General features: G+C 40.2%; 13 protein-coding genes. 1 reads left to right on the forward strand and 12 read right to left on the reverse strand.

Annotation, left to right across the window (positions count from 1 at the left end; translation table 11 throughout):
• Nucleotides 1-261 precede the first annotated feature (261 nt).
• The gene (locus tag BVC88_RS13585) at nucleotides 262-1,842 is read left to right on the forward strand and encodes a CHRD domain-containing protein (RefSeq protein WP_075351423.1); all 1,581 of its coding nucleotides are present in this window, start codon (nucleotides 262-264) and stop codon (nucleotides 1,840-1,842) included.
• 100 nt (nucleotides 1,843-1,942) lie between these two features.
• On the opposite strand, the gene BVC88_RS13590 is transcribed toward BVC88_RS13585, so the two are convergent.
• From BVC88_RS13590 to BVC88_RS13645, 12 genes are all read right to left on the reverse strand, one after another.
• Nucleotides 1,943-2,950 (reverse strand): Gfo/Idh/MocA family protein, encoded by a 1,008-nt coding sequence (locus BVC88_RS13590; protein WP_075351255.1) that lies wholly within the window; start codon nucleotides 2,948-2,950, stop codon nucleotides 1,943-1,945.
• A 178-nt stretch (nucleotides 2,951-3,128) separates the two neighbouring features.
• Complete coding sequence (locus tag BVC88_RS13595; RefSeq protein ID WP_075351256.1) at nucleotides 3,129-4,247, reverse strand: acyltransferase family protein; 1,119 nt, start codon at nucleotides 4,245-4,247, stop codon at nucleotides 3,129-3,131.
• An 8-nt stretch (nucleotides 4,248-4,255) separates the two neighbouring features.
• Nucleotides 4,256-5,590 carry a Gfo/Idh/MocA family protein gene (locus BVC88_RS13600; protein WP_075351257.1) on the reverse strand — a complete coding sequence of 445 codons (1,335 nt, stop codon included), beginning with the start codon at nucleotides 5,588-5,590 and terminating at the stop codon, nucleotides 4,256-4,258.
• A 35-nt stretch (nucleotides 5,591-5,625) separates the two neighbouring features.
• Nucleotides 5,626-6,771 carry an N-acetylglucosamine-6-phosphate deacetylase gene (locus BVC88_RS13605; protein ID WP_083639100.1) on the reverse strand — a complete coding sequence of 382 codons (1,146 nt, stop codon included), beginning with the start codon at nucleotides 6,769-6,771 and terminating at the stop codon, nucleotides 5,626-5,628.
• Nucleotides 6,768-8,096 carry a sugar MFS transporter gene (locus tag BVC88_RS13610; protein WP_075351259.1) on the reverse strand — a complete coding sequence of 443 codons (1,329 nt, stop codon included), beginning with the start codon at nucleotides 8,094-8,096 and terminating at the stop codon, nucleotides 6,768-6,770. The genes BVC88_RS13605 and BVC88_RS13610 overlap by 4 nt, the downstream gene beginning before the upstream one ends.
• Before the next feature lie 100 nt (nucleotides 8,097-8,196).
• Nucleotides 8,197-8,937, reverse strand: coding sequence for a glucosamine-6-phosphate deaminase (locus BVC88_RS13615; protein WP_075351424.1), 741 nt, complete (start codon nucleotides 8,935-8,937; stop codon nucleotides 8,197-8,199).
• Between the two features lie 117 nt (nucleotides 8,938-9,054).
• Complete coding sequence (locus BVC88_RS13620) at nucleotides 9,055-9,666, reverse strand: SOUL family heme-binding protein (RefSeq protein ID WP_075351260.1); 612 nt, start codon at nucleotides 9,664-9,666, stop codon at nucleotides 9,055-9,057.
• Between the two features lie 270 nt (nucleotides 9,667-9,936).
• A complete protein-coding gene (locus BVC88_RS13625) occupies nucleotides 9,937-10,929 on the reverse strand; it encodes an aldo/keto reductase (RefSeq protein WP_075351425.1) in 993 nt (330 codons plus the stop codon).
• Between the two features lie 86 nt (nucleotides 10,930-11,015).
• Nucleotides 11,016-11,918, reverse strand: a complete 903-nt coding sequence (locus BVC88_RS13630) for a helix-turn-helix domain-containing protein (protein ID WP_075351261.1) — start codon at nucleotides 11,916-11,918, stop codon at nucleotides 11,016-11,018.
• Between the two features lie 135 nt (nucleotides 11,919-12,053).
• Complete coding sequence (locus BVC88_RS13635) at nucleotides 12,054-12,833, reverse strand: hypothetical protein (protein WP_083639101.1); 780 nt, start codon at nucleotides 12,831-12,833, stop codon at nucleotides 12,054-12,056.
• A gap of 218 nt (nucleotides 12,834-13,051) precedes the next feature.
• Nucleotides 13,052-13,546: a DUF427 domain-containing protein gene (locus BVC88_RS13640; protein WP_075351262.1), complete on the reverse strand. Its 495-nt coding sequence runs from the start codon at nucleotides 13,544-13,546 to the stop codon at nucleotides 13,052-13,054.
• Nucleotides 13,547-13,617: 71 nt separating this feature from the next.
• Nucleotides 13,618-15,090 (reverse strand): flavin-containing monooxygenase, encoded by a 1,473-nt coding sequence (locus tag BVC88_RS13645; RefSeq protein WP_089153090.1) that lies wholly within the window; start codon nucleotides 15,088-15,090, stop codon nucleotides 13,618-13,620.
• Nucleotides 15,091-15,220: the final 130 nt, after the last annotated feature.

Consider the following 15,220-nt stretch of genomic DNA (forward strand, 5'->3'; position numbering starts at 1 on the left):
TTTTTGGTACCCAAAAATTTAAAATAAAAACCTTTGAGTATGAAAATATCTCAAAGGCGATTCGTGTTTAAGATTTCAAAAAAGAGCTTTCTTTTAGATCTTACTCGATCTGGTTTTTTGATTTTTTCAATCCAAGGAATTCTACTGTTTAAAAAAAATGATCTTCCCCTAAATCCAACATTAAAGTTCACTTCGTAGGTAGGAAAGCAACCAACTTATTAGGAAGCTTTTAATCAATTTAAATTTTAACTACCAATGAAAATGAATTATTCAAAACATCTCTTTGGAGGATTTTTACTTTTATTCTCCTTAATTTTCATCAGTTGTGATGATGAAATGGATCCGATCCCTTTGCCAATGCCGACTGGGTCCAGTACCACATTTAATCTTGCAGCTGTGTCAAATCCAGGTATTTCCGGAACAGCTGAGTTTATTGAAAATGATGATAATAGCACAACCATTAATTTAATGCTTTCCGGAACTCCGGCAGTTGGAATGCATCCAGCTCATATCCATTTTAATACCGCTGCCGAAGGTGGCGATATCGCATTAACCCTGGGAACAGTTATGGGTGGAACAGGAATGAGCAGCGTAACAGTTAATGCCTTGGATGACGGTTCTCCTATCTCCTATTCCCAATTAATTAATTTTGACGGATACATTAATGTACACCTTTCCTCATCTGATTTAGCAACATTGGTTGCCCAAGGAGATATAGGAGAAAATGCGCTGACCGGTGAGTCCAAAACTTATTCCCTGGGAACTAAAGATGTACCAGGCATCAGCGGTACTGCAACTTTTAGTCAGCGTGTAAACGATGAAACATTAGTTAAAATCATGTTGAATGGAACACCTGATGGTGGAATGCATCCTGGTCATATTCACTTTAATACTGCTGCTGAAGGCGGTGCTATTGCGGTTTCTTTCAGCCCTGTAAATGGTTCTACAGGAATGAGTGTCACAAATATTTCAGCCTTGGATGATGATTCCTCAATTACTTATGATGAATTGTTGGATTTTGATGGATATATAAATATTCATCTTTCAGCAGAAGAGCTAGGAACCATAGTTGCACAAGGCGATATAGGACAAAATGAGTTGACTGGAGAGGAAAAAAGCTATGAATTAGGCGAAAAAGACGTGGATGGAATTAGCGGAACAGCAACATTTAAAAAGCGTGTAAACGGTGAATCTTTGGCAGTGCTTGAGCTGATGAATACTCCAGCAGATGGAATGCATCCTGCGCATATTCATTCAAATACTGCGCTTCAGGGTGGTGGGATTGTATTTACGTTTAACCCGGTAAATGGAGCTTCTGGAATGAGTCAAACCAATGTTACAATGCTGGACGATGATTCCATGATTGGTTATGATGATATCTTGGATATCAATGGCTATATCAATGTGCATCTTTCCATGAGTGAACTAGGCACTATTGTAGCTCAAGGAGATATTGGACAAAATGAGTTGACAGGCGAATCTAAGACCTATGTTTTGGGTGAAAAGGACGTTCCCGGAATCAATGGTACTGCTACTTTCCGAGAAAGAGCAAATGGTACTACATTGGCTATTTTGCAAGTTCAAAATACCATTGCGGGTAGTACTCATCCAGCTCATATTCACGAAAATACCGCGGCCATGGGTGGAGGTATCAAATTCACTTTTAACCCAGTTAATGGAACTTCAGGAATGAGCATGACCAACATTGTTACTTTAGATGATATGACGGCCATTACATTTGATGAATTATTAGCTTTCAACGGCTATATCAATGTGCACCTTTCGATGGCTGAACTTGGAGTAGTCGTAGCACAAGGGAATATTGGAAGTAATTCAAATTAATTGCCTGATTAATCCTGAATAGAAAAACTTAACATTTATAGAGCCCAAGCTAGCAACTTGGGCTTTTTTGTATAAATATGCTCCTAATCACTAATCAGCATTATTTCCCAAGCAAATACCCAACTTCTACGCTTTCTCCTCCCCTTCGTTTGCTTTCGTCGGCGGCTTCCATAAAGGCATAAATCTCTAAAGTTTCAGCAGGATCCACAGGAGAATTACCGGATTTAAAGAACTCAGCAATTTTTACAGCCAAAGGTTCGTAGCCTTCGTAGTTTCCAAGAACCAGATTTCCTTCCGAACCGAAAGCAGTTCCTCCGTATTCGTGTTTTCCAGTTCTCGTTCCTCGAAAAGTCCCGATTCTTCCATCTTTCCATTTTCCAACAACCAGATCAGTATCGGGTGTAGATACCCGGCTTACTGACTCGCATCCTGGCCCCATCACCGTAAAAAGGATCTCCACTCCGTGAATGCCATACCAAAACAAATCCGTGTGACCGGCTTCTAAAGTTGCAGGGCTAAACGCATCGCAGCCGAGTACTTTTCCAATTTTCCCGTCATGTCTTACCGCTTGGGCATTGCTCAAATATCTCAGGGATGAAGCAGAAAAGATCGGAACTTGTTTCGCTGCGGCTTCCTGATAGATCTTTTTTGTATCCTCAAAACTTGATGCAACCGGCTTATCAATAAAAAAGGGTTTTCGAGCCTGAATTACTTTTCTGGCTTGTTCCAGTCTGGGTTTTCCATCATTGGTTTCTATCAGTACCACATCAACTCTCTTGAGGAGCTCCTCGATCGAATCCATGATTTCCACTCCCCATTCTTTGACCTGCTTTATGTAATCAGGGATCCGGTTAAAACTGGACTCTATATCCCGGCTTCCATAAGGATAAGCAGCAACTACCCTAAATCCAGCTAATTCAGGTCTAGGATTTTCTGCATTAAAAAGTTTGGTAAATGCCGGTGAATGAGAAGTATCCAAACCAATAATTCCGATTTTGATAGGGTCTACTTTTGAATTTGCTAAGACTGAAAATGGTAAAGCACTCAGACTTACTGCTGCTCCCAAAGCACTGGATTTTTTGATAAAAGATCTTCGGCTATTTTTCATATGATTATAATTTGACTTTTAAAGGCCATTTGGAATCTCGCATGGTAGATAATTATCCCGTTGTTTGACGCTTGAGTCATGCTCGATTTCATAAAACTTTGAAATAAAATTTTTTGAACTACTATACTTAAACTTTTTTATACCAACTTCCAACTTCCAACTTCCCACTTCCTACTTCCTAAACTTTGAAGAAAATCTTCTTCCGATAAAGGAAATACAGGAACAACCAAACCAAAAGCAATGCACCAAGACTTTCCATTACTGGAAACCATTTTTCATCCAAAGGACTGTATAGGCCTTCAAATAACATCTTTGAAGTATATCTGAAATTGACAAAACGATAAATCAGGTAGATTGTCAGACTGTTCATCCCTACCACAACCAGAAAGAAGGACCATTTTTGAAATTTGAGGATATCAATAATCCAATAAAACATACCCAGGAAAAGTAAGGACATCCCACCTGTAAGCAGAATAAAAGAACTAGTCCACAAGCGCTTGAAAATCGGAAAGTGAAGTCCCCATACCAGCGCAATGGCAATGCAGATCAAACCAGTTAGCAGAAGCTGCTTGAGTTTTTGCTTTTCTGGAAGATTTACATTTTTCAGGATTTCTCCTGCGAAAACGCCCATAATCACAAGACATATTGCCGGAAAGGTGGTCAGAATACCCAGTTCATCAAATTGTCCCTGAAGTAACCTTCCTGGAAGGAAAGTTCTGTCAAACCAGCCTGCCAAATTCCCTTCAAAACTGAGATTTCCGGCTCCGAAGCCAGGAACTGGAATCAGGAAAATAGCAGCATAATAGACCAACAAAATAGCTCCTCCAATAATGAGCCGCTTTTTTGAGTCAAAATTGATGAAAAGAACAGAAGCAAAAAATCCGGCAATCCCGATTCTTCCTAGCACTGATCCCAGACGGATCTGTTCCCAATCAAAAAATGGAAAAGGAACATTTTTTACCAGTAAACCAAAACCAATCAGCCTAAGCATTCTGATAAATGCTTTTCGATAGATCTCTTTTTCAGGAACCTTTGTCTCTATTGCTTTACCTAACGAAAAAGGAATAGAAACTCCGGAAATAAAAATAAATAGTGGGAAAATAAAGTCATAAAATGTAAAGCCGATCCACTCGGGATGCTCAAATTGAAGTGCTAATGCATCCAACCAAGCCCAGGAAGTCTTTCCTTCAAAACTTCGAAAAAACGCATCTGCACCACAGATCATCAACATATCAAAACCTCTCAAGGCATCGATTGATACTAGTCTCTTAGAAGTCAAATTGGCTGGACTATTCATAAGGATCTTTACATTTTTGGTTCCCAACCTTTTTCGTATTCCCTACTCCACAGCTTCATTGCCTCTTTGTCATTTTTAATTCTTCCATTGGAATTATCCAGTTCCAAAGCTCGGCCCGTCCGATAAGAAATATTCCCCAAATGGCAGAGCATGACGCTTTTTACGATTTCTTGATAAGGTGAAATCAACTGCTCTCCTTTCGTAATCGCGTTTGTAAAATTTGTGAAATGAGCAATATCCATGTCAAAGCCTGCACCGCGCTGATCTACTACCGTGTTACTGGTGGGTTCGGCGCTTTTCACAAGCTTATTGGCATTGTCATAGATCTTGTAGGAGTTGTCCAGCAATTCAAGCGTTCCATTTTCACCATGGAAAGACACTCCGGAACCCATGTCGTTGATTCCCCTTTTGTTGCAGCTTCTACCCTCCCAGAGGATACTTTTTCCTTCAAAATCAAAAGATGAAGTCTGGGTATCAGGAGTCTGCCAGTCATCCTTGAAATGATATCTCCCCCCGCTTGAATAGGCTTTTTTGGCATAATCCACATTCAGTCCCCATCGTGCTAGATCAAGGAAATGTACCCCATTGTTGACGATTTCGCCAGTGCCCCAGTTCCAGAACCAATGCCAATTGTAATGAATCAGATTGTCTTTGAAGGCTGCTCTTGGAGCTGGTCCCTGCCAAAGTTCAAAGTCCAGCCATTCCGGAACAGGAACTTCTTTCCCAAAACCAATGGACTGGCGGGTATTGGTGTACCAAGCTCGGGCATAATAAGCATTGCCGATTACCCCGCCGTGAAGTTCGGCGATTGCTTCCTGAACTCTTGGCCAGCTTCTCCGCTGATTACCCATTTGCACTACTTTTCCATAGGTTGACGTAGCCTTGGAAAGCAATTCTCCCTCAGCAGGATTATGACTCCCCGGCTTTTCGATATAGACATGTTTTCCTGCTTTCAAAGCCATCAAAGCCATTGGAGTATGCCAATGATCAGGTAAAGCAATGGAAATGGCATCTACATTTTTATGATCCAAAGCCCTCCGAAAATCAGAAATACCCTGTGGCAGTTTGCTCACTCCAGATTTTTCCGCGAGTGACAATCCATTTGTTACTGCTCTTGAATCTACATCGCAGATGTATGAAATCTCCGCATTCGGTACTTTCGCAAAAGCCTGTATATGTTGTGAACCACGACCATTGACTCCCATAATTGCCACACGAACCTTATCCTGAACCGGATATTGGGATAAAATATTGAAAGAATGAGCAGAACTCATCACCCCTAATCCTAAACTTCCAGTGGCTACGGTTTTGATGAAATTCCTTCGATTGACGTCTTTTGGCATAGTTGTTTGGTTTTGAGTTAATGATTCAGATAGGTTCAGGCGGAAAATACTTCTTGCCCATGTTTGATTGTTTTTACCACTTTAAGTTCTCCATTTTCATCCATTTGGCAAAGAATCAAATCCGCTATGGCACCTTCTTCAAATAGAATATGACCGGGATTCAAAAGCTTTTGTGGGCGAACAGAAGCCATTTCCCAGGCTTCAGAAAGGGAAGAAAGTTTATTCTTTATCATAAAAGAAACTCCTCTTCGGATATTGGAAGCAGAGCCGGCAAGGATCGAAGGGTTGGATTTCAAATGTAATTTTCCCTCCGGGGTTAGGCTTACTTCACCGCCTATATGAAGATCATAATCTCCGGCTGCCATTCCTGCCAAAGAAACTGAATCGCTTACCAGGATCAGTTTATCCTTTTTTACTTTTTGAAAAACCTCGATTACTTCTGCCGGTAGGTGAAAACCATCCGCAATAATCGAAGCTCCCAGTTCATCCTGAGCGAGTTGTGACCAGAGGTAATTTGGATGTCTGGCGATAATTGGGTGCATGCCGTTTCCAAGATGAGTCGATAGCCTAGCCCCGGCGCTTACCGCATCCAAGATTTGCTGATGCGTGGCATTGGTATGACCAATGGAAACCAGAATCCCATGTTCCACGCACTTTTCAATAAAGGAATTGGCATTTTCCCATTCCGGAGAAAGGGTAATCATTTTGATCAGGCCTTTGGATTCAAGCTGCCATTTTTGAACCAAGCTCCAATCCGGAGCACTTACAAATTCCTTTGGGTGTGCCCCTCTTGGTCCATCGATTGGTGAAATAAAGGGACCTTCAATATGCAAGCCTTCAATGCTCATTCTGGACAATTCATCACTTTTCCGAAGGTAAACTATCTGAAGAATCAAGCGACTGATCTGCGCTGGATCATTGGTAATGAGGGTTGGGAAATGAGTGGTGACTCCTTCCTGGTATAAAAGTCTGGAGATTTCGGCCAGTTTTATCGGATCAGATTGGATTTCATTGTAATCGATTCCTCCATAGCCATTGATTTGAATATCTGTAAACCCGGGACCGATAATCAGATCCTTTTCCAAGGAAGTTTGAGTTTCGGAGATGCTATCAATGATCCCTTCAGAACAAGAAATCTGAATTGGTAATCCGCTGCGGTAATGTTTGCCTTGAAGTATCATTTCGCAAATGCCCATTTTCTAACCTTGTGCCCAGCAACCGCATAATAAACCAAGTAGAGATAGCATGGAAATAGAACCCAATAGGCTAATCGGACCGAATACAAATCGGCAAAATATCCATAAACCAATGGCAAGATGGCATTTCCACAAAGCCCCATAATCATGATGGAAGCTCCTAGCTTCGTAAACCTCCCTAAACCATCCAAAGCCAATGGCCAGATTCCCGCCCAAACCAGTGAGTTGGCCAAACCAAGCAAGACCACAAACAAAATGGAGATATCCACGGTCATTCCCCAAAACTGGATTGGACCTTCTGAAAAGACAATCATCAAGGTGAGAATCGTACCCAAGAGGGTGCAGATTCTTAAAATATTGACTTGAGAGATGAATTTGGGAATCAATGAAATTCCAATCAAGTAACCCAAGATCGTAAAAGCTAAAGTAAATGAGGGGAAGACTTTAGCATCCATCAGGCTGATGCCAAAGGAATTTGCGTAAGGAATCACGGTGTCGATGGCAATCACTTGGGTACCGACATGAAGGAAAATAGCGAAAGCGCCTAAAATCAGATGCGGGAATTGGAAAATGGAAGTTTTTCCTGAATTGGCTACAGCTACCTCTTCGGATTCATGCTCCGTATCGATTTCAGGCAAAGGAGAAAACCGGATAAAAAGACCAAGACCAATTAATACGGTTCCTACAATGGAATAAGGTAAAATCACCCGTTGAATCAGTTCATCCAAAGCAGCATCTCTAGCTGCTGCAGACATTTGATCCAGTTGCTGAAAGAGCTCATTATCCCCTACTCGTAATACTACCGCTGCAAAAAGGATAGGTGCCAAAATACCAGCTCCTTTATTGAAAATACCCATAATACTGATCCGCTGGGCAGCTCTTTCTTTGGGACCAAGTACAGTCACATAAGGATTAGCGGCAGTTTGTAATACCGCCAAGCCTGTTCCTAAGGTGAATAAGCCCAATAAAAAGAGTTCGTAGGTTCTAGCCATCGCCGCTGGCACAAAAATAAATGCCCCAATCGCCATCACGAAAAAACCATACATCATTCCTCTTTTAAAACCTACCGCTTTGAGTAAATAGGAAGAAGGTACTGACATCACCAAATAGGAAATGTAGAACGCAAATGCCACCAGATAGGAGTCGAAATTGCTAAGCGTAAAGGCAATTTTAAAGTAGGGAATTAGGATTGCATTTACCCATGAGACAAAGCCAAAAATGAAAAACATCATCCCGATTATGGCTATGGAAATCCAAGTATCTCTTTGACTTAATGACTCCGCTTTTACGGCCACTGATTTTGAAGACATAGTTCTTTTGGGCTGAAACAAACAATGGAATTCTCGAAATGAATACCTGAGAATTGGTATAAATACAAAATTTTTTTTCAGCAAAACAAGACTTTTCCGATCAATGACCTGAAAGTTGTGACGAGGAACCTTGGTCTAAAAACAATTGATAATTGGGGTGACTTTGAAGTATCGAAGCAGGATGATCAGGAGTAATTGGACCTTCTACACAGTTTTTGATTGCCAAGGCTTTTCGGGTATCCGGTACGGAACAAATAATAGCTTTTGATTTCATGATTTGCCGAATAGACATGCTGATTGCCTGTTGAGGAACAACTTCTAAGCTGGGAAACCAACCCTCTCCCAACTGCTGCATTCGGCATGCATGGTCGAGATCCACCAGGATATAGGGTTTTTCTGTTTCAAAATCAGCTGGAGGATCATTGAAAGCAAGATGCCCGTTTTCCCCAATTCCCACAAAAGCCACATCAATTGGATGCTTACTAATCAATTCACCCAAACGATTACATTCTTCCTCTGGATTCACTTCCCCGTTGATTAAATGATAGGCCTTCAATTGCGGTAAATGATTGAAAAATCGCTCCATCAAATACTTTCTAAAACTTGCCGGATGGGTAATCGGCAGACCTAAATATTCATCCAAATGGAATACGGTCACCTTGGACCAGTCAATATCTTTTTCAGCAAGCAATTGCTTTAAGGTCTCAAATTGGCTGGTGCCTGTGGCTAGGATGATATTGGCATAACCTTGTTTTTGGATTGCTTCCCGGATTAAGTTGGCACCTTCATTTCCGGCTAATTTTCCTAATTCCTCGGGATTTTGACAAATGCTTCGATTCATAGAATCAGTTTTTTCAGGGGTGATTTTTAATACCACTCAAATTATCGAAATAATTTTGAAACTAGGTTAGATGACAAATTTCCCAATTGTTATAGCCTAGACTTCGTTGGAAAAAGCTTAGGGGGATAGCTTTTCAGCTTCTCCACTATCCAACTCCACAATAATTTCATTTTTCCGATTTATCACTTCAAATGGAGGATTATATCCCAAAAAGTAAAATCGATTGGTGTACTCAATTCCTTCAGCCACAAGAGCCGCAATTAGTTTTTGTTTATTCTGTTCTATTTTTTCATCAGTAGCCCAACCGCCAAAAGTGAGAGCAGCGACAGTTTTTGCGGGTTCTTCTCGAAACTCGATCTGAGATTGGTTCGGCTGAGGAAGTGTTTCTTTGTTGAATTTCTTTGGAACCATAAACATCATGGTCATCGAGTCTTCCAAAGACATAGCCACTGGAGATGTCATAGCTATCTTCTCATTGCTTTTATTTCCACCAAAAATATATCCTGCCAAAATAGAAAATCCTTTGCTGGATGATTCTTTATATTTATTTCCTGAGAGTTTGACGGAAGTGAATAAGCTTGCTTCATAGCTACGAATCTCAAAGTCTTCATATTTCTTGTTGACCTTGTATGGATAAGTTTCAATATTCTCTTGACTTCTCATCGCAAAAAGTTGGATCACGATAAATATCAAAATAATTACTCCGATTATGATTAAGGCGATTTTCATTTTTGGGGATTTGGGTTGTAACTAATTTCGTTGCTTGTGATTTCCAGTTACTTATTTTAGTCTAAGGATTATTTTACCCAATTCGTTTCATTTTTTATTCGGCTTTAATTCTCCTCTGTTTATTCTTACAAATTATCCTAAAAAAAACGCATTCCTTTTGCTCATCAAAAGAGTTGTAAGAGTTTTTCCTCTAATAATGAAAATCGCACTTTAATCAGTTTTGGATTGCATAAACCTTAACTTGTAAGTTTTTAAGGCTTGAATCAGGTTCTACAATCCAGTGGATTTTTCCATTGCTTCAGGATATCGATCACCTAGGATTTGAATCTTACTGGAAAGGCTATCAATTTCTTTAAGTTCTGAGGAGAAGAGCTGAACTTGATTTGCTCCTAGATTTTCTTTCAATCGGTGTAATTTGGTGGTTCCGGGAATAGGAACTATCCATGGTTTTTGAGCCAGGACCCAAGCTAGCGCAATCTGAGCTTGAGTAACTTCTTTTTCCTTTGCAAATCTTTCGATCACATCCAATAAGGCTCTATTCGCTTCTCTTGCTTCCTTGGTATATCTCGGAAGTATATTTCGGATATCACCCTCCTGAAACTGAGTACTTGGATCAATTTTTCCAGTCAAAAACCCCTTACCCAAAGGACTATAAGCCACCAAACCTATACCTAATTCCTCAATAGTGGGGATTATTTCCTTTTCATGCTTTCGGGTCCAAAGCGAATATTCGCTTTGCAAAGCTGTGACAGCGCAAACTTCATTTGCTTTTCTGATCGTGGCAGCTCCAGCTTCAGACAAGCCAAAATGCTTCACTTTACCTGCACTAATCAAATCAGCAACCGTTCCTGCCACTTCTTCAATGGGGACATTTGGATCTACCCGATGCTGATACAATAAGTCAATGGATTCGACTCTTAGTCGCTTAAGAGATTCATCCACGGTCCTTTTGATGGTTAAAGGTCGGGAATCGATTCCTACGTGCTTCATTTGCTTTCTGTCAATATCAAAGCCGAACTTGGTTGCGATAGTCACTTTACCTTTGAAGGGCTCGAGGGCCTCTCCTACTAGTTCTTCATTAGTGAAAGGGCCATAAACCTCCGCAGTATCAAAAAAAGTAACACCTAAGCCCACCGCTTCCCGGATCAATTGGATCATCTCCTTCTTGTCTTTGGCAGGTCCGTAACCAAAGCTCATGCCCATGCAGCCCAAACCTATTGAAGATACTTCAAGACCTTTTTTTCCAAGTATTCTTTTTTCGATTTCCATATTTCTTTTTGTAATTAATTATTCCTAAGGAGATGGATTTGGTAAAATATTTTCTTTCCTAATTGTTCTGGTTCATTAGTCTAAATAGATTTCCTGAAAACGGTAGGACTTATTTCGAGGTGCTTTTTGAAGAAATTATTGAAATGGGTGACTTCGGTAAAACCGAGTGCATAAGCTATTTCTCCTACATTCCAGTTGGTATGCCGGAGCAGAACTTTTGATTCCTGCAAAACACGTTCTGCAATAATCTGTGTGGTGGTTTTAGAAGTAGAAGCCTTTACTGCCCGATTCAGGTGATTTACATGAACATTTAATCGGTCCGCAAAATCTGAAGCGCTTCTCAAGCTAACTGATTGATGAGAATCATCAATGGGAAATTGCCGCTCCAGAAGTTCAACAAAAAGCATGGAAATCCGCTGAGATGCATTGATTGGTTTATCTTCAAGTGCGCTGGATGGTTCCAGTTTCAACGCAAAATGAAGTATTTCGAAAATCTGATTTCGAATGCTATCAAATTTATATTTATAGCCGGAATTGAATTCTGTTTCCATCTTTTCAAAGAGCGCTTCGACTTCAATTAATTGCGCATCGCTAAGCTCATAAATATGGTTTCCGCTGGGTTGAAAAACTTCATATTCTCCGAACTGTCCAAATTGATGAAAGAATTGGGAATTGAAAACACAATACACTCCCTCCCGAATTTGATCCAAATGTTCCCATTTATACGGGATTTGTGGATTGGAAAAAGACAGCGCCTGTTTTTTAACTTCTACTACTTTATCAGCATAATGAACCCTACCGCTGCCTTTAACCAGCATGACTTTATAAAAATCTCTTCTCCGATAAGGGATCACAGTAGGTTTTCCTTCCACATAAGGTTCATGATGAAAAAGATTGAAATGGCCAATATCTTTCTTTAGGTCTTCAGGAAGCCATTCAAACTTTCGTTTGTAAAATTCTTCTAAGGATTCAATGCTTTTCATGTGTTTATAATTTGCTTTTCAATTGTCACATGGAATGCCTTGGATAATCATCCTCCTGATTGAGAACTTTTCTCATGGGCATTTCATGTTATGAAATTTACAATATTCAAATAAATCTATCCACAGCTCTCTCATTTACTTCTTTTTCAACTCATTCTTGAAAGAATAGGTCAGACTGATATTCCAATCGAGGTTTCCAGAATTAATATTGGTATCAATTCCCTTATTCATCATCGAGGAGATAGAAAACGGGAATTTTTTGTGAGCCAGTGTCAGGTTTTGCGCGACATAGACACCATCCGTGCCATCGATATTCATGTAATAGAGCTCAGGATTCCAATTCAGATATACCTGCTCTGAAATCCTAATATCCCGGACTCCAAGCTGTAGTGATATAAAATGAGTGTTTTTGGATTGGCCTTCTTTCTCTAAACCTCTTCCATAGATATAATAGGTACCAATACTTAGGCGGTTTGAGACTTTGAATGATGTGGTCAATTCAGGAGTGAAAAAACGCTGAGCATAAAGCTCTTCTTTCATCACTCCATTATAATCCACTTGGCGAGTACGGAAGGCAATAGCAGGTAAATGAACTCCAGCTCTTACCAGCCATCGGTCACTTTTGATCACTTTGTAGCGCCAGATAAAAATAAATGACCAAGGTCTTAGCCCGTCCAGATCAAAGCGGAACTGTGGGTCAAAACTAAAGCGATTACCTCCAATGGAAAGGGTGGCAATTGCTGCTGGCTTTCCCAAGTTGAAGGTGGGAATGAAGGAAAACCCATTATTTGAGACACTTACATTCCCATCGAAATGAAAACTTTTGGTAGAATCAGCCTCTTGAGAAAAGACTGAGAAAGATGAAAATACAAGCAGCACGAATACGAAAAGCTGAAGAAATCTTTTTTGCATCATTTTGAGATAATTGATGATACAAAGAAACTTGCTCCTCTGCCGTATTTTTAATAGTATTCAAATCAATACTTACGATTTTCAAACAATTGAAATTTAAGCTGCATAGTTGTAGTTTGACATTGCCAATCATATTCCGTGCTCAATTTTTTACTTCAGAATTTGAGGAGCTTAGCCTATTAAAAAATCCTACATCTATAATCATAAATCGGCAATCCCGATTACCATCCCCATGTCCCTGGAGCGCCTTTAAATGGGCCAACGATGTCAGAAGTGATCCAGCCTCCGTAAAAATCCCCTTCCTGAGCCTGTACTTTTTCATCATTCACAAAGCAGGCATCCATATGGTGGGCGTAGACGGATACCGTATTTTTTAGCTGTGGATATCCTTTGTTTGGATTTAAGTAGCCCCAAGCTGACCTTGAAGCTGTTTTGCCCCCTACTCGGATATCATAGTAGTTGGCCGCGCCTTTCCATTCACAAAAAGAATAACCGGGAACGGGAATCAACATGCCTTCTTTGAAAGTATCCATTGGAATATAATAAGTTGGTGGATGACTGGTTTCTAAAATTCGAAAGGATCGATTCGTGTCTAGAATGATTTCTCCATTAAATACTATTCGAAGGTGCTTTCTGCATTCTTCCAGTCTTGGTGGACGTGGATAGTCCCAGACTGATTCCTGACCTGGTTTGGGTTTGATGGGCTTGACGGACATGTCTGTTCAACCTAGCTCCCCCACTTTTGTTATCAAATATTTCTCTCAAAAAGTGCATTTAAATCTCCGATTTAGGACTTAGGCGTAAACTTTAAGGCTTGATCCCGTATAGGTCCAAATCGAGTGGTAAGCATATCAACAAGGTAATTTTGGTAAACGCGCCATGGACGCTTAGAACCTTGCTTCGGTAGCTCATTTTCAGCACGGGTGATGTATCCCGAGCTTAGATTCAGAAAATTCTCTTCGCTCTCGATCTTGCCAGATTTTGGAGTCACAACTTCAAACCCATTCTTATCCATGTATTTTAAGATTTTGCATAGGTAATTGGCCGTCAGATCTACTTTTAAAGTCCAAGAAGCATTGGTATAACCAAAGCAATAAATAAGATTAGGTAAATTACTTACCATCATTCCTTTATAAATATAAGACTCACTGACTTTAACTTGAATATTATTCACCGAAAGTTGCGCACCACCAAGCAATTGAATTTTCAATCCTGTGGCCAAGACGATAAGATCTGCTTCGATGAATTCCCCGTTTTTCATTTGGACTCCATTCTCAGAAAAATGCGAAATTTCGCCAGTTACGACATGGGCATCCCCCTTATTAATGCTCGTGAAAAAATTCCCGTCAGGTACCACACAGAGTCTTTGATCCCAAGGATTATAACTCGGATTAAAATGCTTTTCTACTGGGTATCCGTCGGGAAGTTGTTTAGCTGCTGCATTCATGATTATTTTTTTCATGAATTTTGGGAAAGCTTTCGAAAACCCAAAAGAAGCCATAGAAAGCAGAATATTTGTACTTCGGGTCAGACGATATGCCCAACTATTCGGTAAAACTTTTTTTAGAAAAGCAAACTGACCATTCCGATTGGGAAGATTCATCACGTAGGTTGGAGAGCGCTGAATCATCGTGACTTGCTTAGCCCCTTGATTCGCAAGGCTGGGAACCAAGGTAATTGCAGTAGCCCCACTTCCAATGACTGCGATTTTCTGATTGGAAAAGTCCAGGTTTTTTGGCCAGAATTGAGGCAAAATGATCTTTCCCTGGTATAGTTCTTCCCCTTTAAATTTTGGGCGGTGTGCCTCTTGATAATTGTAATATCCAGTGCAAATGCTCAAAAAACGGCTTTTTAGAACTTTTAGTCCTTCGGGTGAATCTACTTGTAGACTCCAACATTTCTCTTCATCAGACCAGTTGGAGCTGAGCATTTTATGCTTGAAAGAAATAAGCTGATCTAATTTATTTTCCTTCACAGTCTGCTCAAGGTACTTTAGGATTTTATCCCCACTGGAGAGGGACTGAGGGTCATTCCAAGGCTTAAACCTGAAACCAAAAGTGAACATATCTGAATCTGATCGGATTCCAGGATACTGGAAAAGAGACCAAGTCCCTCCGATGGAATCCCTAGCTTCAAGGATTAAAACTCGCTTTTCGGGACATTTTTTCTGAAGCCAATAAGCCATTCCGATACCAGAAATACCTGCTCCAACTATGATGATATCGTAAGTGGCCTGGGTTGTTGAGGAATGATGCATCATGGAATCAAATTATGAAAAAAAGCTGTGCAATAAGAGACACTCTTTGTAAATCTGCATGCTTACTTTTGAATTCCTAAATTGCAGGCTCGATATTCTCAATTTTGCCTTAATTTTGAAATTCAATTTCTAT

It is taken from the genome of Algoriphagus marinus, from assembly GCF_001936475.1.
In the GTDB taxonomy this organism is placed as follows: domain Bacteria; phylum Bacteroidota; class Bacteroidia; order Cytophagales; family Cyclobacteriaceae; genus Algoriphagus; species Algoriphagus marinus.

Coding starts and splice junctions, on each gene's coding strand:
- BVC88_RS13585 (WP_075351423.1), top strand. CDS start 262: ATGAATTATTCAAAACATCTCTTTGGAGGATTTTTACTTTTATTCTCC.
- BVC88_RS13590 (WP_075351255.1), bottom strand. CDS start 2,950: ATGAAAAATAGCCGAAGATCTTTTATCAAAAAATCCAGTGCTTTGGGA.
- BVC88_RS13595 (WP_075351256.1), bottom strand. CDS start 4,247: ATGAATAGTCCAGCCAATTTGACTTCTAAGAGACTAGTATCAATCGAT.
- BVC88_RS13600 (WP_075351257.1), bottom strand. CDS start 5,590: ATGCCAAAAGACGTCAATCGAAGGAATTTCATCAAAACCGTAGCCACT.
- BVC88_RS13605 (WP_083639100.1), bottom strand. CDS start 6,771: ATGATACTTCAAGGCAAACATTACCGCAGCGGATTACCAATTCAGATT.
- BVC88_RS13610 (WP_075351259.1), bottom strand. CDS start 8,096: ATGTCTTCAAAATCAGTGGCCGTAAAAGCGGAGTCATTAAGTCAAAGA.
- BVC88_RS13615 (WP_075351424.1), bottom strand. CDS start 8,937: ATGAATCGAAGCATTTGTCAAAATCCCGAGGAATTAGGAAAATTAGCC.
- BVC88_RS13620 (WP_075351260.1), bottom strand. CDS start 9,666: ATGAAAATCGCCTTAATCATAATCGGAGTAATTATTTTGATATTTATC.
- BVC88_RS13630 (WP_075351261.1), bottom strand. CDS start 11,918: ATGAAAAGCATTGAATCCTTAGAAGAATTTTACAAACGAAAGTTTGAA.
- BVC88_RS13635 (WP_083639101.1), bottom strand. CDS start 12,833: ATGATGCAAAAAAGATTTCTTCAGCTTTTCGTATTCGTGCTGCTTGTA.
- BVC88_RS13640 (WP_075351262.1), bottom strand. CDS start 13,546: ATGTCCGTCAAGCCCATCAAACCCAAACCAGGTCAGGAATCAGTCTGG.
- BVC88_RS13645 (WP_089153090.1), bottom strand. CDS start 15,090: ATGATGCATCATTCCTCAACAACCCAGGCCACTTACGATATCATCATA.